Genomic DNA, 18,627 nt, shown 5'->3' with positions numbered 1-18,627 from the left:
TTTTAATAGCAAACGTGGTATGATAAACTCATAACAGCAAGGGAGGAAAACCCCATGGAACTCACCAAGACATCCCGCATTCTTTCTGTCTTTCATTTATTCCGGTATTGCAGTGAGGTTTCTTTTAGGGAAATCACCGATCTGCTGCCGGTCAGCGAAAAGACCGTTTCTCGGGATATCCTGCTACTCAGGCAGGCGGGGGTTCTGCACATCCGCTACTCCCAAAAGAGAAAGGCGTTCGTTTTAATCGATGCGCAGTTCCATGAACCGGAATTTCCTGAAAACAAAACACGCAAGCTGTACCTTGAAAAAATTATACGGTTATGCACATTAATGGTAGAGATGGACGGAGCAAATCCCGTAGGCTGGTATCGGGAGCATTATCCGGCTTTATCAGATCGCACAAGGCAGCGGGACTTTGCCGAGCTTTTGAAAATCGGCTATCGCATCCGCTACATGCCGACAGACCCATGGGGCGAGCCTGGACATTACAGCTACGAAATTCCGGACACCTATGGACTGGAAACCTTTGAAAGGAGATCGTATGGATCATAAAAAAGAATGCCGTATTTACACGCTAACCGAAAAAGCTTTCGGCGGGTTCATTTCTGGTAGCCACGTTTACCCGGAATCCGAGCTTGACTTATATTATGATTTTCATGGTTTCTATTTGCTGCCGATCGAATCCGACGGTAAATGGGGCTTGATGAACGGAGCGACGGATGAGATTGTGGTTCCTCTGCAATTTGACTATACTGAAACGCTGTTCGATGATTATATAGCAGGTCATGCTGTAAAAAATGGTTTGCACGGATATATCAATGCGCAGGGACAGACGGTCGTTCCGTTTGCGTATGAGGATGCCAAGGATCAGCCTTCTTCAAATGGATATTTTGCGGTCAAGCGTGGAAAATGGGGGGTGATAAACGGGAAAAATGAGCCGATACTCCACTTTGTTTACGACAGAATTGATCTGGATGGCTGCTTTGACCTCACCGCAGGCTGGTTTACGTTTTATGGAGGAATCAGTGCCATACAGGATGGACAGGTGACTCTGTTTGATCGGTATGGTGAGATATTGGAGGATCATCTGACCGCCCACCCGCGGGGATATAGCACGAACCCGTCAAGATATGGGGAATATATGATACTGCAGCGCAAGCGGAAATTCGGAGTGATCTGCCGGGATGGACGGCTCATTACCAACGTTACCATGCTCAAACGGGAAGCGGTGCGTTTGATTCAGAAATTGGAGGGAGCTTGCTGATGAAAGACTTATCCTACTTTGCCGCAAGGCTGCCACGCAGTCATAAGGAAAAAATCGAATGTCTGCAAACCATGGCTCGGATCAGCTATTATCTGCTAGTGACACGGGCGGAGGGATTTCTGGCACTGGCCCTTTTCCTTGAGCAGGAATCAGACCCGCTAATCAAAGCGTGCATGCTCGATATCCTCCACGCTCCGGAGCAGGTGGAATTAGAGCGGCGCTTTGAAGAATATCTGACGGCAGGCGATTATCGCGGCAAGGATTTTCTGCATGCGGTGATCGTGTTAAAAGGCTTTTTATTGATTGCTGACCTTCAGAAACTAGAAATACTGTGGAATGAACTGCAAGGCTGCTTTGGCACGGATTTTACACAGGAATACCGAGAAGCATTCCAATGGGAGAAAGATAACACAAACCGGGTGCATGAGACATTCCGTTGGGCAAATCCACCTACGCTTACAAGATAAGGAGTAACGAATGTACATAAAAATTCATCGCGGAACGACACAGATTGGCGGGAACCTAATTGAAATCGGAACAGCGCAAACCAGGATTTTGTTTGATGCGGGGGCCAACCTGCCGCCTCTTGACGAAAAAGGATCAAAAGATTCTATCGAAATAGAAGGGCTTACTTGCGGCAAGCCTGCGTTTGACTGGGTTTTCCTCAGTCATCATCATAACGACCATTGCGGGCTGGTGGATCGGATTTTGCCAGGTATTCCGATTCTTTCGGGAGAAGAAACGCACCGTATTCTGGATGTGATCTCGGATTTTACCGATTCTCCCCGCCCGGAAATCTATCTGCATTTTAAAAGCGGTCAACCCATTCAACTAGACGATATACGGGTCACGCCAATTGGGGTGGACCATTCCGCTGTGGATGCCCATATGTTTTTAATTCAGGCAGAAGGCAAAAGTGTGCTTTATACCGGGGACTACCGAGTAACGGCGCAGATTCCCGCACAAATCCGGCAGCTGCTTGGAGGGCAAAAACTGGACGTACTCATCAGCGAGGGAACCAATATCCGCGTGGAAAAGCAAAGTAGTAACACCCCGCAGAATGAAAAGCAGGTAGAACAGCGGGCTTTCGAGTTGATGAAGCAACACGGCGGCACGGTGTTTGTCCTGTGTTCCTCTACGAATGAAGAACGAATACGCGCCATGCATCGCGCTGCAAAGGCTGCCGGGCGAGCCGTGTGCGAGGATTTGTTTTTGACTGCGGTGCGTACACAACGGGAGGAAAATACCCTGCGCTTTGTAGCGCATTACACAAGCGAGAAAGAAACGCCTCGTACATACGCCTATTTTCAGCGCTGTTTTGAGCGGCGCGAGCTTCTGAGCGCGGGAAGTCTTGCAAAACTCCCGGGGGAAAAGGTAATTTTTGTGCGAACTTCCATGCTTCCCTGTTTAAAAAACTATTTGGCGTGCCGCCCTGATGAAAAGAATTTGCTCATCTATTCCATATGGCAGGGGTACCGGGAAACTCGCCCGGTCAACGATCTGCTAGACTTCTGTGATTCTTATGGGATAGATGTAGCAGATCTGCATTGCAGCGGACACGCTTACCGAAACGCCATACAAGAGTTGATTGGGGTGCTCAATCCTCAAGCGCTGATTCCCATTCATTGTGAAGCACAAGACCGGGAGCAATTCAAGGCACTTCATCCGAACTGCCTGATGGTGCGCGATGGCGAGAGATGGGAGGTATAAAAATGCTGGAAGGCTGGCTTGCAATTTTATCAGTGATTGGCGTTGTTTCGTTCGGCGTGTACTACAATTCATGGCTAAAGCGTACCCATGGTTGCTCCGCGCTTACTTTCTGGCGGGTGATCGGCGGCATTGCAGATTTGTTTTTGTGGCTGGCTGCGCTTGATGCCGACAGCACCATGCATGGGATTATTCTGTTCCTGATTGCAGGAGGCATTTTTCTTTTGCTGTTTTTGGTCAACTATCAGGATTCCAAAAGTGTACTGCACGGTTTTCTCATGACACTATGGCTGATTTTAATTGGCGGAGCGATCACATGGCTTTTGAGCGCGTTGAGCAATCGGAGCAAAAAACACTGAGCTGGAACGAGAAAGCCTGTCCCTCGGAAAGGAATATTAAAGAAGACGAAGCGGAAAAGCTGGCGGAGTGTTTGCGCCGAAACGCGGTGAAATCCGTCGCGGTCTGTGTCCATTGCTGTGAAAACGAAACACTGGACGAAGTGGCGACGATGCTTTCTCCTTTTTCTTCTCTGCCAGACTTTTCATGGGATGCTGTGCGGCACGATTTTGAACCCGAAACGGACAGCTATATGGTAGTTCACTATGTTTTATGAAAGGAAAATCAGATCATGAGCCTTGATATTTATTCCTGGATTCCATCTTCCGAGGTGTCTGAATATCTCCGTCAAAAACGGACGTTTACCCTGCTGGAAAAATATCAGCTGATTCACGACGCGCCGCGCCCTTTGGAAGAAAAGCTGGAAGCGCTTCTGGAATTGGAAACAGAAGCGTCCGAAGAATGGGAAAAGGAATTCATGAGTCGGGCGATACAGGTTTATCGGTTGGCACTACGGTTGATGGAGGAGCAGCCATCCAGCAGCTTTTTCCTCGTAAAAGCTTTTTCTAATACGGACAAACTGGTTGGCGCGATTCCCTATGTCACCTTTACACAGGTATTGGAGCAAGCCGCGAACGATAAAATAGCGTCGTGTTATCTGGCGGAATTGTGGCAGATAACGCCAAATGGAGGCCTTATCAATCCGATTGAATATCATTTGCTCCCATTGAACGGACAACTTAAGGCAACCAATTTTTGGATTGACAACGATATGCTGCCATTTAATCCGCTGTCAGAAACAGGGGATGTATACGCTCCGAATACGCACGATTTGTTTGACTCCCGACTGTATCTGCGCCGACTGCTTCCGTTTGAAAACGGCGATTTGGTCTGTCTGGAAGTGGACGGTGTTTCCAGGCATGGTTTCTTTTATCAGGAACTCGACGGCAACGGAACGTTATATGCTTATCTGGGTTATCTTCATGACGGGTACTTAGATTCGTTGGAATTGGGGGAAAACTCCGTCCTGACACTGAACTGGACCCGTCTGAATTCCTTTCATGGCGAACTGCCGCTAGGGGAGGGCATCTTGCGTGAAATCGGAGATTTGATGAAGCGGTTAGGACAGCAAGACCCCATGTCGGTCGAAAAACTGTTTTTTGACACGCTTTTTAACCCCATATCCAGACTGAAAGGCGAATTCAGGCTTTTTCCTTACCGTGTAACGCCTTTGAAATTAGCCGAACTGCTGGAAGAAGCACACTGTGTGGAATATCAAAAGCATCTGGAGACTCATTTATTGAAAAGTGAGTGGGGCGGTAGCGCTACCTGCACAAATCGAATGTTGTGAATAAGAGAATGGCTTACTGATTTTATAACGGACGCAAAGTCCTTGGAGATGTGCGTTAGACTTATTGTCCTCTTACAAAAACAGTTACACTCAAGGACATTGAGGGTTCGGATTTATCATTAAACACTGCACCATGCCGAGTGTTCTTATAGCATTTGAAAATGCCGTAAGAACACTCGCTTTTTTATATGCTTATCCTGCCATCTGTGATTGGGAGTAGCTTACGGCTACTCCTTTTCTTGTCTCTATCATAACGTCCGGCTCCGGCAGAGTTGAAATATCCGGTATTTCAATGGAACCGATACAATTATAATGAATAGTCAGTTTCTGGACATATACGCCGTTCACCTTTTCGGCCTGATGAACTTCAATGTGATCGATTAGTTCATTCAGCATACGCGGCGTGAGCTTTCTGGCTCTTGTATATTTGCGGACAGTAACAATGAACATATCGGTGCCCGCTGTTCGATGGTTTTCCTTATCAAGCTCGGTTCTGAGGATTTTTATCCGACCTGTCAGATCGCTCTGTTCATCTTCATACTGCTTGTTCATTTTTGAAAACCGTTCATCGGAAATTTTTCCGGCCACATTGTCCTCATACATTCGGTCAAACAGCCGGTCAATCTCTTTGTCACGGCTCAATAGAGAATTATATTCTTTTTGCCTCTTTTGTCGCTCAAGTTCTACCGCTTGCTGGGAATGTCCCATAACCGCTTTAACGAATTCATCCTCATATTTGCTCGCAAATTTTGTGAGTCTGCGGATTTCTCCCAACACGACCTGTTCCAGAAAGTCAACACGGATGTAATGAGTAGAGGTGCAAGTGCCCCGATTGCCTTTGTAGTTGGAACAATTAAAATACTTGATATCCGGATTGCCCTGATTGAAGTGGAAATGCAGATTATGTCCGCAGTCAGCACAGACAAGCAGACCGGAAAACATATTGGTTTCTCCCTCATTCGTTTTTCGCTTGCGGATTTTGCCACGTTTCTGCTGCACTTTTTCCCATGTTGCGCGGTCAACGACCGGATCGTGTACATCTTTAAAGATAACCCAATTATCACGGTCGTTCTCAATCCGCTTCTTATTCTTGTAGGATTTGCTGTACGTCTTGAAATTGAGAACGTCCCCGCAATACTCCTGCAAAGAAAGAATCTTGGTGATAGTAGAACTGTTCCACTTCGTGGGTGGTGCGTCTTTATGCTTGCCGGGGCGGTTGACGCCTCGTGTCTGCCAATAAGATGTTGGAGTCAGGATACTGTCCCTTTCCAGCGAGGCGGCAATTTGTTCCGGCCCAAAGCCGTCCAGCGTCATTTGATAAATCCGGTGAACAACAGTGGCGGCTTCCTCATCCACGATCCAACGTTTGGGATTGTCCGGGTCCTTGATGTAACCGTAAGGCGGTTGTCCCATCGGTTCTCCGGCATTTCCTTTGATCTTATTGCTGATGCGCCGTTTTTTGCTGATATCACGGGCATACCACTCGTTGAACAAATTGCGAATCGGTGTCAGCTCATTTTCTCCCTCGGCAGTATCCACGTTATCGGAGACCGCGACAAGCCTTATGTCGTGATCGGGGAGGAATTCCTCTGTGAGTTTCCCAACCTCAATGTAGTTTCTGCCCAAGCGCGACATATCTTTTACGAAAACAGCCGCCGCATGGCCTTCCTCAAGTTCTTGAATCATCGCCACAAAACCAGGTCGCTCCATTGTAACACCGGAAATGCCATCGTCTGAGAAGTGGACAAGGTTGGAATATCCTTTTTCTTTGGCAACCTTGATTAAAAGTTTTTTCTGATTGCTTATGCTGTAGCTTTCACCCTCAAGATTGTCATCGCGTGATAGTCGCTCATAAAGGAAAGCTGTGTCTTCCCGGTTTTTTCTCCTATTTGACCGTTTCATAAATCCCCCTTTCTGGCAGTCAAATAAGCAGTATTTACAGGGAAAGGTATACCATATCGACCGCCGATTGTCACGCCTGCCGCTTTGTCACTTATTATCAAAGCCGATCCACGTCGGCCCTCATCAGTTTTATTAAAATGGTTCCCAGCGTGTCATGCCCATTTGTCTGAAAAACAGGTTCAACAATAAATGTTTTGCCGTCTACCTTATAGGTGGATGTTTTATCTAAACGACTGCGCCCGCAAGTGCCGGGCGGTATATTGCTGCTGCAGACAGCAGCTTTCGTGTTTTTCACGGTTATACCTCCGTCTAAATAAAAACAGCCGCGCCGTCTATTTTCATACTCTCATTGCCCGACAGGGCAATTTACGGAATGACGGCGCGGCGCTTTTTCTGTAATTTAAACAGATAACCCGGACGGGCGGCGGCTTGTCCGCCCCATAGGAATCTCACCTTTCCCCATTCTGATGGCAAAGCGTTCTCATTGCCTGCGACGGCTCACGGCCTAATATGGCCGCTTCACGCTCGGACTGTGACTGAACGCAAGTATCCGGGTTTGTGTGCTTTATCAGGCGGGGCTAGCCTCGGCTCGCCTGCGGCATGGGCCTTGTCGCTCTCTTTCCATTCTTTGATAATGGAGGTCATGGCGGGCCTGTCACTCGGCACACGTACCCTTCGTATCCGGGTATCTTTTTATTCAGCTTTCAAAGTACAAACGAGGAAAAAGTATCCTCTACATTATTAGGACGGAAAAAGGCCGTTTTTCAGGGAATCTTTTTTGAAAATTTTCAGTTTTTCAATGTGTTTTATGGCGCAAAGAAACCCGGCAGGTATAATCACCTTCCGGGTTTCTTCACATTACATTTTCTCATTACATTTTTTTCAGAAGTTCCAATAACGCGGCCTTTTGTTCTTTGTTGAGAGTGCTCCATATATCAAGCATTTCCCGCTGTTCCTGATTAAGGACAACGGCCTCGTTTCCTTCAGCGAAGAATCGGGAAAGGCTTATGCCGAGGCCCGCGCATATCGCTTCCAAAGTGGGAATTGTCGGCTGATTATTCAATCGAAACAAATTGTTGAGCGACCCCTCCGATATATGGGCCTCTTTCGCCAACTTGTAATTGCTCCAGCCGCGTTCATCCCGTAACTGTTTAATTCTATCCAGTATATCCACTTTACCGCCTCCGTCCATTTATAGCATACACATATATGAAAGCGTAAAATACGATTAATACAGCTTGCAAATACGCACATGTAAATGTATAATTGAACATGTGGATAACTATAGAATGACAAAGGACAACCCCGCCCGGAGGCGGGGCGTCCTGCTTGGAATGGGACTATTTCCGGCAGAGCTTTTGGAGCCGTCTAAGCGCCTGTTCGATTGTGCCGACAACGGTTTGGCAGGATACACCTTCCAGTCTGGCGATTCGGCTGTAGCTGAACCCTTTAAAGTAATATAGGCGCAGTCTCCGTCTCTGTACCTCTGTCAACTTACCGATGGCCTCATGGAGCTTGGCATCGCGCTCCATTCTTATCAACAGATCGGCGGTATCTTCATATGCGGGCAACAGGAAATCGGAGAAACTTTCGTCTGTGCGTACCGCAAAGTCAAGGTGTCGCCTGTCTTGCCGCCTTTGGGAACGGATTTGCCGGTCGGACTGCTCCAACAGTTCTTTGACCGGGGTTGAAACCTCAACACAAATCTTGTTTCCATTGGCGGTTTTATATGTTATCGTTACAAGGGACTTTTCCATTATGTTACCTCCGTTCAATTTGGTCATGGGCTATGGCTGATGAACGGAGAATGGCGGGGAACGACAGCCGGGGGAAATTTTATGCACAGGCCCAGCGCGGACTTCGGACCAAGTTGGGCCGAAGTGACGGGGCTTGTCCTGCGATACCGTGACGAGAAATAAAAAAGCACCTGTGCAGGGAGGCCCCCACAAGGTGTTGGATGGAAAATGAGCGCAGTATTCGCCCACGATTATTTTTGAAACTTTTTTGAAGTTGTAAAAGATTAGGCTGTCAGCTAAGCCAAACCGTTACGGTGGTGTAACGGTTCCTCCCATACGAAAAACAGCGACTTCGGGTGCATAAAAGCCTCCTGTCCCAAAGCCGCCGATAAAAAAGAGCGCAGTTATTACGCCCTCCGCAATCTCGTTTTTTGAAAAAGAAAGCGGCGGCTTTGTTTTTAATTTCAAAACCGCCGCTTGGCTACATTCCTATATTTAGTGCACAGTTATTCAGCCGCCGCAACAACGGTTTTTTTTATTTCCGTTGGGGTGGTGGATATATCACCATGTTGCTTCATTTTCTAAAGCCGATTTTTTATAAGAGCTTAATTTATATCTTTTTTCCAATATAAAATACATATCCATAATACTGTTTGTATTTTGAATATAAATCTGCCTCACGCCTCATAAATGCAATCAAATTCTCGACAGTTTTATTTCCTGCATGCTTTTTTAAGAATTCCTTTTGCCTTGCTTTTTGAGGAATAAAATAATTGTCTATCCAACAACTTTCAGGCAACGTAAATACGGCAACAGGAATATAGCCTATTTTTTGCATGATGGAAATGTTATGCGCTATTGTGCTAATTTCAGGAACCGCATTCTTCCACCACTTTTCAATTTCTATGGGGCGCTCATTAGTAAACCATGACTCATAGGTTATAGCAACATAACCATCTTTTTTAAGAAACTTCTTCCAGTAATTTAAGCCGTTTTCAAACCCGATATTGGCAATAGCCCCTTCAGACCATATAAGGTCAAATTCATCATTCTGGAACGGCAAATCATCCATTGAGCCGATAATACCTTTTACCTTGTTCAGCAAACCAAGTTTTTCAGCGGTTGCATTAAGTTTATCAATCGAGCCAGCATAAAGGTCGAGGGCGGTAATGGTTGCTTCTGTATTTTGTGCCAGAACCATTGTCTGCGCACCTGTACCACAGCCTAAATCGGCAATTTGCGCTTTACTTGAAAGGTTGCCAATAAAGCTTAATGCTCTAATAGTTTCTTTGGGGCTGCCCGGTCCCTGCCGTTCAAGCTCCGAAAAATATTCATTAATGAGGGAAAAGTCAAATTCGTGGATTGTTATTTCTTCCATTGCTTATACTCCTTATTTCCAATCTATTTTTCGCCTTATATCTCATAATCATAATTATACCCTGCTTCTTTTATAAAGGCTCCCTACTAAACAGTTCAGAAGCAAAAAGGCGACAGGGCATTAACCCATGCCGCCTATTAAGCCACCTATCATTTTTTCATAGCAGACAATATCTTATATATTGTCTTGGGTGATAAATAATATCGCTCCGCTAACTCCTCGACAGCCGTTCCACACAGATACTCTTCAAAAATTGCTCGGTTGCGTTTGTCAAGTTGATGCCGGCTGTTTTTGAGTTCGCCCCATTGCTTTTTATTATCAGCCTTTCGGGGAATATAAATATATTCCCCGTCAATGTGCTGTTGTATTGCTATGAGTAAATCGCTCGGTAATACACAAATCGCATTTTTGTAGCCCATTGTGCGCCTCCTAAATTTAAAATTAGGATACGCAAGGACTATCTTCAATTTTGAATTATGCGATAGCCCTTGCTACGCACATTACCGATTCCAATACACTTGAAATAAGACAATGCCCCTTCCATTTTTATCTGCTGTTTCTATCTTTGAATCGTTTGAGTGTCTGCTTCATTTCCGCCTTACTTCCGAACATTCTGTTGATTTTTTCATTTTCCAATTGGCGAGAGTTCAATCCATCGTAAGATATTTCCCTTTGCAGTTTTTGATAGCTCTTAAACCGCTCTTCTGAAAGCAGCCCATCTTCGATTGCCTTTCTGACCATGCACCCAGGTTCGGTTCCATGAGAACAATCGCTGTATTTGCACTTTGCGGCTATCTCTTCAATATCTTCAAACGACTTTGAAAGATTGCCTGTATAAATCTGCAATTCCCGCATACCGGGCGTATCAATTACGATACCGCCGTTTGGCAGAAGCAATAATTGGCGATACGTGGTGGTATGCCTGCCTTTATCATCATCCTCGCGGATTTTTTTAGTTGCTAGAACATCCCGGCCCATAAGGTGGTTGATAATCGTTGACTTACCGACACCGGAAGAACCAACAAATGCAATCGTTTTTTCCTGCCCGATTTGCGCGTTAATTGCTTGATACCCATATTCATTTTCAGAGGAACAGGCAACAACTTCTACTCCCATGCTGACGGAGGAAAGCTCATTCATTTTTTGTTGTAAATCATCACATAAGTCGGCCTTGGTTAATATGATTACAGGGGTCGCCATACTATCCCATGCGATCGTCAGATATCTTTCGATTCTTCTTAAATTGAAATCCGCATTGAGCGACATACAAATGAAAATGGTGTCGATGTTTGCCGCAATCGCTTGCTCAACCTTAGCTGTTCCGGCCGCTTGCCGCGCCAACATACTTTTACGCCGTAAGACATGGTGAATGATCGCATTGCCGGTAGCTCCGTCAATTCTGTCAATCATAACCCAATCACCGACAGCCGGGTAATTCAGTTGATTCTCTGTACTGTACGCAAGCTTTCCGGATATACTTGCGTTCAATTCTCCCTGTTCGCCGATCACTTTATACAAATCGCGGTGTTGCTCAGTAATCCTTGCAAGAAACAGGCCGTTATATAAGGTTGCTTCTTGTTCAAAAAACTCAGTAAGCCCATATTTTTTTAAATAGCTATTCAATGGTTTTCAAATCCTTTCAAAGAGCATTGCCCAAATTACCTTTGGGCAATAAAAAAAGCGCAGTTACCCACTGCGCTACAAGACAAATAAAAGAGGCGTTTGGTGAAACACTTCTTCAGTCATCCCATAAGGCGTTTTGGGTACACAAAATCAAGCAGGCAAGACCTGCTTTTTGTTACACAAACCAATTACCTTATCGGCTGACAGACATCAACACACCTCTAATTTTTCATTTTCTATAAATTAGCACAGAATTGCTAGATTGTCAAGTAAGTCAAATCTTGCGTGTCGTTTTGGCGCTTCACTAAATGGCAAGCAATGCTTTGTGGTACCCACAAAGCTAAAAGGTCGATTTCCGCTTCTACGGAAACCGACCTTTTGCTTGTTGGTGGCAGCGCCCCCAACCCCCTTTGATCGCACAATAAATTCTGCGGCTGCACGTCCTGCGGACGCTTCCGGGAGCATGCACAGTTCAACGCTGCCCATGCTCTTTTTTATTCTCCGCTTCGCGCCTATCGGGGCCAAGCAAATGATCGACGTTTGCTTTCACGGTCAACAGCTCTTTCATCTCATCGCGGGCATTGCGATAGTCGGCGTAAGCCGCCTTTTTCTCTGCCAGAAGCACCGCATATTCGGCCTGCAAACTTTTGATGGAGGGAAGTTTTTTCATGCCCAGCTCGTCGAATGATTTCTTCGCTGCCTTGTGCAGAAGAATATCGCTCTCATGCTCCGAAAGAAACTTTTTTGAATACCCCGCCTTCCGGTAGGCAACATAGGTGTCACGGGTCTTGGCGTAATTGATAATCTGTGTTTTCAAAACGGCGATCTCGGTCATCCATTTTTCAGCCGATTTGATTTGTATGGAAAGCTCATTGTACCGGGCGGTTGCCAAAGCCGTTTTAGCGGCCAGCGCATCGTACTCCAGCAGATTGTGCTCGGTCAGATAGTTCACTGTCTGCGCCATCTGCTTGAGGTTGAACACCTTGGCCCAGCGTTCGTAACCGATGCCTTTTCCTGCGCGGAGCTTGGCCTGAATATCCACCAGCAGATTGATCTTTTTATCCGGCACGGGCCGGACGTTTTTTTTGCACGGTTTGTGCGCTTTTTCGCCGGAAAGAACGACCCGAAGCTCTGCTTCACTGTAACCGTTGCCCAGCGTATCCAGCCGGATAAACCGCTTCTGATTTTTGCCGCGCAGGGTGGGGACTTTTCCAAACTTCACTTCATACCCGGCTTCCCGTAAGAGCTTCAGGAGTGCATCGAAATCGGCGGGCTTTTGAACCAAGGCCGCGTCTATTGCCACACGCAAAAGCTCCCGGTTTGAGGGCTTTGCCTGATCGCCCAGCCACTTATTATAGCTCTTGCCGTGATGCTTCGGATTTTCCACGATGGACAGTCCGTTTTCAATACACAGCGTATCGTTGAGCCGACGCACGGCTCTTGTGCTACCCCAAAAGTTTCGGAATTTCCGGGTACAGTCGAGGGTCGTGGAATTCCAGATGATATGATTGTGAATGTGGTGTTTGTCGATGTGAGTGCAGACGATGAAAGCATGGTTCCCGTTCGTAAACCGTCTGGCAAACTCACAGCCGATCCGGTTTGCTTCCTCCGGCGTGACCTCGCCGGGGACAAATGACTGTCGGAGATGGTAGGCAATCACATCGTCCGCGCCGCGCGTTTTGCCGGTGAGCGCGGCATACTGCCGCTTGGAAAAAAAAAACTCGGCATCTGCTGTCCGGCTGTCGCATTCATAACCGGTGATAAGCCTGCCGTAATCCGTTTTCTCCGGGTTTTCCGCGTAATCAATAATATCGCTGATTGCCGTGCCGACATCCCGGCCCTTGCCGGTATGTAGTGGCATCAACCGGGTAGTTGCCATAATCATTCCTCCCTTATAAGCAATCAAAGCGCTTTAGGCCATGAGTGGATAGCCCTAGCGAACAAACGCGTGAATTAAACATTTATGAATCAGTCCTAAGCTTCTTTGTTCTGCGCATTTAAATGTTTTATAGGGAAACTAATTGAAAATTAGTGATTATGATTATATAATGTGCTTAAAGATTAAACTATGTAGGGAATTTTGCTAATAGCGAAAGGAAGCTGGTTACTGTGTTTAATTATTCGCGCGGATCAGAATGGAGACAATGGGATCTTCACCTGCATACTGCTTCTTCATATGACTATAAATATAAAGGTGACGATTCTGATCAATTACTTGTAGATTCTTTAAGAGCAAATGATATTTCCGCAGTGGCAGTCACGGATCATTTTATAATCGATGAAGTAAGAATAAATAACTTGCGTCATCTTGCTCCAGACATAGTCTTTTTCCCTGGCGTTGAGCTTCGAACCGACAAGGGAGCCTCTAATGGTAACTTACATATGATTCTCATATTTCCAGATGATACAGATATTCATACTTTATCCGCGGACTTTAACTCGATTATGTTACGTAATAAAGCTAAATCAGGCGATAGTCCCCAAACTATTTACTGGATTTTTGAACATATCGTAGATTTTGCAAAATCTAATCATGGCCTAATATCTATTCATGCGGGCAAAAAGACAAGTGGAATAGATGATGTGATCACTAATGCTTTGGAAGTTAATCAAGCTATTAAAGCAGATATTGCTCAAGATGTTGACTTTTTCGAAATAGGAAAAATAAGTGACATAGCGGATTATCACAAATTTGTATTTAAAGAAATTGAAGAAAAGCCTCTAATTTTATGTTCAGATTGCCATGACCCTAAAAATTATACTAGAAAAGAAAAATTATGGATAAAAGCCGATTTAACTTTTGAGGGACTACAGCAGGCTGTGCTGCAGCCAAATGAACGCGTTTTTGTCGGGGATATGCCACCAAGTCTCGATAGAGTGGGAAAAAACAAGCAATGCTATATAGATACAATTTGTGTATCAAGAAAATCTGAACCTGTAAATTCTTTAGAAACTTGGTTCGATTTTAGATTGCCAATAAATATCGGCTTAACAACTGTTATTGGAAATAAAGGAAGCGGAAAAAGCGCTTTATCAGACATAATCGGCTTGTTTGCTAATTGTAAATCTATGAATAAAGCATCCTTCCTTAATTCGGATCGGTTTAGAAAACTTCCCAAAAACTATGCCGCCGATTATGAAGGAAATCTAATATGGGAAGATGGACAAGTTGATCCGGTTACTAATTTAAGTTCATCTCGTACAGATATAACTGCAGAGTACGCCCAATATTTACCACAAAAGTACATCGAGGATGTCTGCAACGATTTGGGATCTGGTTTTAAAGATGAAATTAATAGAGTCATTTTTTCTTATGTTGATACGACAGAAAAAGGTACGGCCGGAGATTTGGTGGAACTTATTAGTCAAAAATCCGGCAGTATAATAAGCCAGATATCAAGACTGAATTTAGACTTACAATCTGTAAATAAGAGAATAATTCAATTAGAGGATAAGAAAACAAAAAAATATCAGTTAACCCAGCAAAATAGTTTGGAAAAATGTCAAGAAAGATTATCCCGACATGATAAAAACAAGCCGAAGAGCGTCGATAAGCCAACTGACAATATTGATCCAGAATATGAAACTAAGATCCAAGAATTTGACGATCAAATAAAAAATATTGAAAAGCAAATTGAGCGAAAGACATCTGACTTAACAGCAATAAACTCTTCTGTTGATGAGATGGCGACATTGATTTCAAAAATTGACAGTGCCCAAAAGGGAATTGTGTCGTTAAACAGTGAATTAAGCGATGCTGCAACCAAATTTGGACTTGACAGCCTAATTATTTCTGCTGATTTTGAAACCCCTCGCAAAATGCTAGACAAAAGAAAAGAGGCCTTAGAATCACAGAAAAACGAGTTAAAAGAGAAGCTTGATTCTTCTGATAATGCCAAGTCGACTTCCCTTTACTTTCAATATGCAAAATTAAATGCTGATAAAAAAGCTTTAGTTTCTACAGCTGACTCAAAAGAAAAAGCATACCAGAAATACCAAGAGGATTTAAAAGAATGGGAACGTCTCCGTCAGCAAATTATCGGTGATATCAACACTCCTGATACGCTAGAATATTATACTAATGAAGTTAAGTATATAAAATCACAATTAGATACCGATTACGAAAAACGATTGCAGGAACGTGTGGACATAACCAGGCAAATATTCGTATTAAAACATCAAATTTCTGATATCTATTCTTCAATATATAAGCCAGTCGAGAGTGAGCTCAAAAAATTAATTGGCGATATGGAGGACGACAATATTGAATTTGTGTCAGAATTATCGCTCAAAAACAATGAAATCGGCTCTGAATTATTATCACTGATTGGAAAAAATTATACTGGTATATTTTATGGAGTAACCGAATCTGCGGCAAAAATGGCTTCATTTATAAAACAAACTGACTTTAATTCCTGGGATAGTGTTATGGCATTTATAAATAATGTAATGCAAGTTATCACTGAAGACATAGACGTATCTTCAAGCAAAGTGAAAAACAAAGAAGATTTTTATGAAAAACTCTGGGGATTAGAATACATCGACGCTCAGTATAGTCTTAGAATGGGCGGCAGAACGCTTGACGAGTTATCTCCAGGTGAACGTGGAATAGTGTTACTTATCTTCTACTTAGCACTAAGCAAAGATGATATTCCACTGATTATAGATCAGCCAGAAGACAATTTGGATAATCAGTCCGTATACAACAAACTCGTTAAATGTATTTTAGAAGCTAAAAAAAAGCGTCAAGTTATAATAGTTACCCATAATCCCAATATTGCTGTTGCCTGTGATTCTGAAGAAATTGTTTATTGTTCAATCAATAAAAAAACGAATTCTATTACTTACGAATCAGGAAGTATTGAAGATCCTAGAATGCGCAATCATGTTATTGATGTTTTGGAAGGTACTATGCCAGCATTCGATTTGAGACGTCGCAAATATAATACCGGAATTATCAATAGAGGTTGACGTTCTTAGATCTAGGATTGATATCAGAATTGATAGCTCTAATTTCACTTAGTGGCAGAAAATATCAAAAAAGCAATGAATGGGGAAATGTATAATAGATGTTAAAAATAAAATTGTTGTAAGTGAAAAAACATCGGAGTACTTATGTGTACCGAGTATTTTTGACGTTGGGTAGTACTATTTTCGCTGAATTAAATAAGTCCCTAATTTTTCAAATAAAATCTAAAAAATTTTTTTCACCCGTAAACCTTGTCCTGAATTGCATACTGCAAATCCTGTATTTTACCGATCAGCCACGCCGCCGCCATCGGGATTCCGAACGGACTGACGAGGAACGCCATCACCAGCAGGATGATCCCGTTTGTAACCTGATGGGTAATCAGCGCCAGCACACCGAAGATGCCGAGGACCGTTCCCGCGAGGCCAAACACCCACGCCGAGAAGTACAGCAGAGCGGAGCAGATCCAGACGAAAACGGTCAGGACCACGATGACCGGAGCGACGAGTATTTTCAGCATCAGCCTCATAAAATCGGCCCCCTTTACAATTTCTAATACAACTATAACGTCTATGCTGTTTTTTGCAAGGATGCGGCAAAAAATAGCGGGGCGGCTTACACGTCGTAAATCGCCCCACTTTTCGGGGCATACGCCCCTATTTTATTTTTGCAAGTGCGGCGAGAATATCAGTAGCCGCCTGCCACAGCCGTTCCTGATTTTGGACACTATCCTCCAAATCCGCGTCGTAAACGCGCCCCGTTTCATGCACCCGCTTGGTAAGCTGGTTTAAGTTGTTGCTCGACCGGCGCAGGAGGGAAACCATCTCCTTCAGCTCCGACAGTTCGAGCTTCACCACATACCCGTCGATGGAGATTTTACGGAGATACGCCGCCATATTTTTCGTACCGAGTTGCGCCATCTTCTGTTCGATCATTTCACGTTCCGTCGGGGTAACGCGAAACTTAAGCTGGATTTGTCGGTTGCGATTCGCCATGTTACAGCTCCATTTCTTTGCCCCTGGATGTGGCAGACGATTTTGGCTCAGTCTGTGTTTTTTGCAGTTCTTTTCGTACGGACGGCTTGCGCTGGCGAAGCGGCTGGTCGCGGTTTTCATCCTTCTGGATGAACGCGAAAATACCTTTCCGGTGCTTGAGTGTGGAAAATGTCAGTGACTTGAACGGCAGCAGCGCGAACAGCCGGTCGTGGTCCTTGGTGGAAGCACGGATCAGAAAATCCGGCGAAATCTGTGCCATGAAATGTGTGCCGCTTGGACTGTTAGGCTCACACTCGGATTGCAGACCCCGGAGCAGCCGTGCGGCCTCCGTCCGAATGTCCTCTTTGGTCAGGGGCTGGGCCAGCAGATATTCGCGCCGCGCCTGATTGATGAAAATATTCGTGAGTCCGGGGTTACACGAATCCACTTCAAACGATGAACGCCGATCATCCCCGAAATAATCCTTATCTTCAAAGATGGGAATGGTTTTTGCCCAATCCTTGTTGTCATGGGAAATACGCCCGTTGAAGTCCTTTCGCTGCACCGTATTCGCCAGCACATAAAACATCCGTTCATAACCGAACTGATTGGAAACCTGCTTTACGCCCTCTTTTCCGAGACGGTTATCGCGATAATTGTCCCGGATGGCCGTTTCAATTGCGTCCTTGCAGGCCACGTTTGCCTTGTGGGACGCGCGGTATTGCTCCAGTTCATCCTTTTCCCGCGCATAGTCGCCGGGATATTTGTATAACGGTGTTTTGTCCATCATCATCTTAATAAAATATTAAAATCAATTGAGCGCATTGCGGATGAAATTAGAATCTTGGGGATCAATGCTGCGATTGAGGCGGCGAGGGCGGGTACTTCTGAAAAGGGCTTTGGGGTTGTAGCGGAAGAAATACGGAGACTTGCGCAAAGATCAAAAGATACAGCTCACAATATTGAAGGGATGACATCAAACATTCAGAACTCCGTGAATAGGACAATCGATTATTCAAACTCAACGTTGGAACATGCAATGGACCAGACGAAATTCATAGGAAAGATTAATGGTAGCTTACGGAAGTTAACGGATGTATATTTGGAAAGGACCAGCTCCGCTAACATGGGCATAAATATCTAATGAACTTTCGGCACCAATGATACAAGAGATTTAGATACCATCCTTTTACACAACAAGCTGCCAGAATATGAGCAGCTTTATCTCCCTTTAAGTTGTTCATACTGTCAGCCCTGCTGATAGTGAGTCGCTCTTTCCGGGTGCAAACGGAAGGAGCGGCTTTTTCGTGGTATAAAATCCACCAGCTCTGCTGGTGGGTAAAAATCTTTAGATATGGACAAAAATAAAGCTCCTGTATATATT

The 18,627-nt window shown here is 44.7% G+C and carries 20 protein-coding genes; 9 read left to right on the top strand and 11 right to left on the bottom strand.

Features of this window, described 5'->3' with window-relative positions; genetic code table 11:
* Positions 1 to 54 precede the first annotated feature (54 nt).
* From OUY18_RS11475 to OUY18_RS11445, 7 genes are read left to right on the top strand one after another with little or no spacing between them, the layout of a single operon-like run.
* Complete coding sequence (locus OUY18_RS11475) at positions 55 to 555, top strand: hypothetical protein (RefSeq protein ID WP_268058931.1); 501 nt, start codon at positions 55 to 57, stop codon at positions 553 to 555.
* Positions 545 to 1,267 carry a WG repeat-containing protein gene (locus OUY18_RS11470; RefSeq protein WP_268058930.1) on the top strand — a complete coding sequence of 241 codons (723 nt, stop codon included), beginning with the start codon at positions 545 to 547 and terminating at the stop codon, positions 1,265 to 1,267. Before OUY18_RS11475 ends, OUY18_RS11470 begins: the two co-directional genes overlap by 11 nt.
* Positions 1,267 to 1,734, top strand: a complete 468-nt coding sequence (locus tag OUY18_RS11465) for a hypothetical protein (protein WP_268058929.1) — start codon at positions 1,267 to 1,269, stop codon at positions 1,732 to 1,734. The genes OUY18_RS11470 and OUY18_RS11465 overlap by 1 nt, the downstream gene beginning before the upstream one ends.
* 10 nt (positions 1,735 to 1,744) lie before the next feature.
* Complete coding sequence (locus OUY18_RS11460) at positions 1,745 to 2,977, top strand: MBL fold metallo-hydrolase (protein ID WP_268058928.1); 1,233 nt, start codon at positions 1,745 to 1,747, stop codon at positions 2,975 to 2,977.
* A 2-nt stretch (positions 2,978 to 2,979) separates the two neighbouring features.
* Positions 2,980 to 3,333, top strand: coding sequence for a hypothetical protein (locus tag OUY18_RS11455; RefSeq protein ID WP_268058927.1), 354 nt, complete (start codon positions 2,980 to 2,982; stop codon positions 3,331 to 3,333).
* On the top strand, positions 3,291 to 3,587 hold the full coding sequence (locus OUY18_RS11450; RefSeq protein WP_268058926.1) for a hypothetical protein: 297 nt from the start codon (positions 3,291 to 3,293) through the stop codon (positions 3,585 to 3,587). The genes OUY18_RS11455 and OUY18_RS11450 overlap by 43 nt, the downstream gene beginning before the upstream one ends.
* 15 nt (positions 3,588 to 3,602) lie before the next feature.
* Positions 3,603 to 4,661 (top strand): hypothetical protein, encoded by a 1,059-nt coding sequence (locus tag OUY18_RS11445; RefSeq protein ID WP_268058925.1) that lies wholly within the window; start codon positions 3,603 to 3,605, stop codon positions 4,659 to 4,661.
* A 192-nt stretch (positions 4,662 to 4,853) separates the two neighbouring features.
* Here OUY18_RS11445 and OUY18_RS11440 read toward each other — a convergent pair whose 3' ends face one another.
* The 8 genes from OUY18_RS11440 to OUY18_RS11405 all read right to left on the bottom strand — a co-directional run bounded on the left by OUY18_RS11440 (position 4,854) and on the right by OUY18_RS11405 (position 13,179).
* Positions 4,854 to 6,563, bottom strand: coding sequence for a recombinase family protein (locus tag OUY18_RS11440; RefSeq protein ID WP_268058924.1), 1,710 nt, complete (start codon positions 6,561 to 6,563; stop codon positions 4,854 to 4,856).
* 97 nt (positions 6,564 to 6,660) lie between these two features.
* On the bottom strand, positions 6,661 to 6,858 hold the full coding sequence (locus tag OUY18_RS11435; protein ID WP_268058923.1) for a hypothetical protein: 198 nt from the start codon (positions 6,856 to 6,858) through the stop codon (positions 6,661 to 6,663).
* Between the two features lie 576 nt (positions 6,859 to 7,434).
* On the bottom strand, positions 7,435 to 7,737 hold the full coding sequence (locus tag OUY18_RS11430) for a helix-turn-helix domain-containing protein (protein ID WP_268058922.1): 303 nt from the start codon (positions 7,735 to 7,737) through the stop codon (positions 7,435 to 7,437).
* Positions 7,738 to 7,903: 166 nt separating this feature from the next.
* Positions 7,904 to 8,320 carry an RNA polymerase sigma factor gene (locus tag OUY18_RS11425; protein WP_268058921.1) on the bottom strand — a complete coding sequence of 139 codons (417 nt, stop codon included), beginning with the start codon at positions 8,318 to 8,320 and terminating at the stop codon, positions 7,904 to 7,906.
* A gap of 589 nt (positions 8,321 to 8,909) precedes the next feature.
* The gene (locus OUY18_RS11420) at positions 8,910 to 9,677 is read right to left on the bottom strand and encodes a class I SAM-dependent methyltransferase (RefSeq protein ID WP_268058920.1); all 768 of its coding nucleotides are present in this window, start codon (positions 9,675 to 9,677) and stop codon (positions 8,910 to 8,912) included.
* A 149-nt stretch (positions 9,678 to 9,826) separates the two neighbouring features.
* Positions 9,827 to 10,096 (bottom strand): CD3324 family protein, encoded by a 270-nt coding sequence (locus OUY18_RS11415; protein ID WP_268058919.1) that lies wholly within the window; start codon positions 10,094 to 10,096, stop codon positions 9,827 to 9,829.
* 127 nt (positions 10,097 to 10,223) lie between these two features.
* A complete protein-coding gene (gene rsgA / locus OUY18_RS11410) occupies positions 10,224 to 11,300 on the bottom strand; it encodes a ribosome small subunit-dependent GTPase A (RefSeq protein WP_268058918.1) in 1,077 nt (358 codons plus the stop codon).
* A 472-nt stretch (positions 11,301 to 11,772) separates the two neighbouring features.
* Positions 11,773 to 13,179 carry a relaxase/mobilization nuclease domain-containing protein gene (locus OUY18_RS11405; RefSeq protein ID WP_268058917.1) on the bottom strand — a complete coding sequence of 469 codons (1,407 nt, stop codon included), beginning with the start codon at positions 13,177 to 13,179 and terminating at the stop codon, positions 11,773 to 11,775.
* Between the two features lie 230 nt (positions 13,180 to 13,409).
* On the opposite strand from OUY18_RS11405, the gene OUY18_RS11400 reads away from it, so the two are divergent.
* Positions 13,410 to 16,271: a TrlF family AAA-like ATPase gene (locus tag OUY18_RS11400; RefSeq protein WP_268058916.1), complete on the top strand. Its 2,862-nt coding sequence runs from the start codon at positions 13,410 to 13,412 to the stop codon at positions 16,269 to 16,271.
* Positions 16,272 to 16,507: 236 nt separating this feature from the next.
* Here OUY18_RS11400 and OUY18_RS11395 read toward each other — a convergent pair whose 3' ends face one another.
* The 3 genes from OUY18_RS11395 to OUY18_RS11385 all read right to left on the bottom strand — a co-directional run bounded on the left by OUY18_RS11395 (position 16,508) and on the right by OUY18_RS11385 (position 18,033).
* Positions 16,508 to 16,798 carry a CD1845 family protein gene (locus OUY18_RS11395; RefSeq protein ID WP_268058915.1) on the bottom strand — a complete coding sequence of 97 codons (291 nt, stop codon included), beginning with the start codon at positions 16,796 to 16,798 and terminating at the stop codon, positions 16,508 to 16,510.
* Positions 16,799 to 16,925: 127 nt separating this feature from the next.
* Positions 16,926 to 17,264, bottom strand: a complete 339-nt coding sequence (locus tag OUY18_RS11390) for a plasmid mobilization protein (protein ID WP_268058914.1) — start codon at positions 17,262 to 17,264, stop codon at positions 16,926 to 16,928.
* A 1-nt stretch (position 17,265) separates the two neighbouring features.
* Positions 17,266 to 18,033, bottom strand: a complete 768-nt coding sequence (locus tag OUY18_RS11385; RefSeq protein ID WP_268058913.1) for a DUF3849 domain-containing protein — start codon at positions 18,031 to 18,033, stop codon at positions 17,266 to 17,268.
* Between the two features lie 54 nt (positions 18,034 to 18,087).
* On the opposite strand from OUY18_RS11385, the gene OUY18_RS13890 reads away from it, so the two are divergent.
* Complete coding sequence (locus OUY18_RS13890) at positions 18,088 to 18,387, top strand: methyl-accepting chemotaxis protein (protein WP_419196142.1); 300 nt, start codon at positions 18,088 to 18,090, stop codon at positions 18,385 to 18,387.
* Positions 18,388 to 18,627 lie beyond the last annotated feature (240 nt).

This window comes from Caproiciproducens galactitolivorans (assembly GCF_026672255.1).
GTDB classification, from domain to species: domain Bacteria; phylum Bacillota; class Clostridia; order Oscillospirales; family Acutalibacteraceae; genus Caproiciproducens; species Caproiciproducens galactitolivorans_A.
The sequence above is the reverse complement of the archived record's forward strand: the minus strand, read 5'-3'. Positions and strand labels throughout refer to the sequence as shown.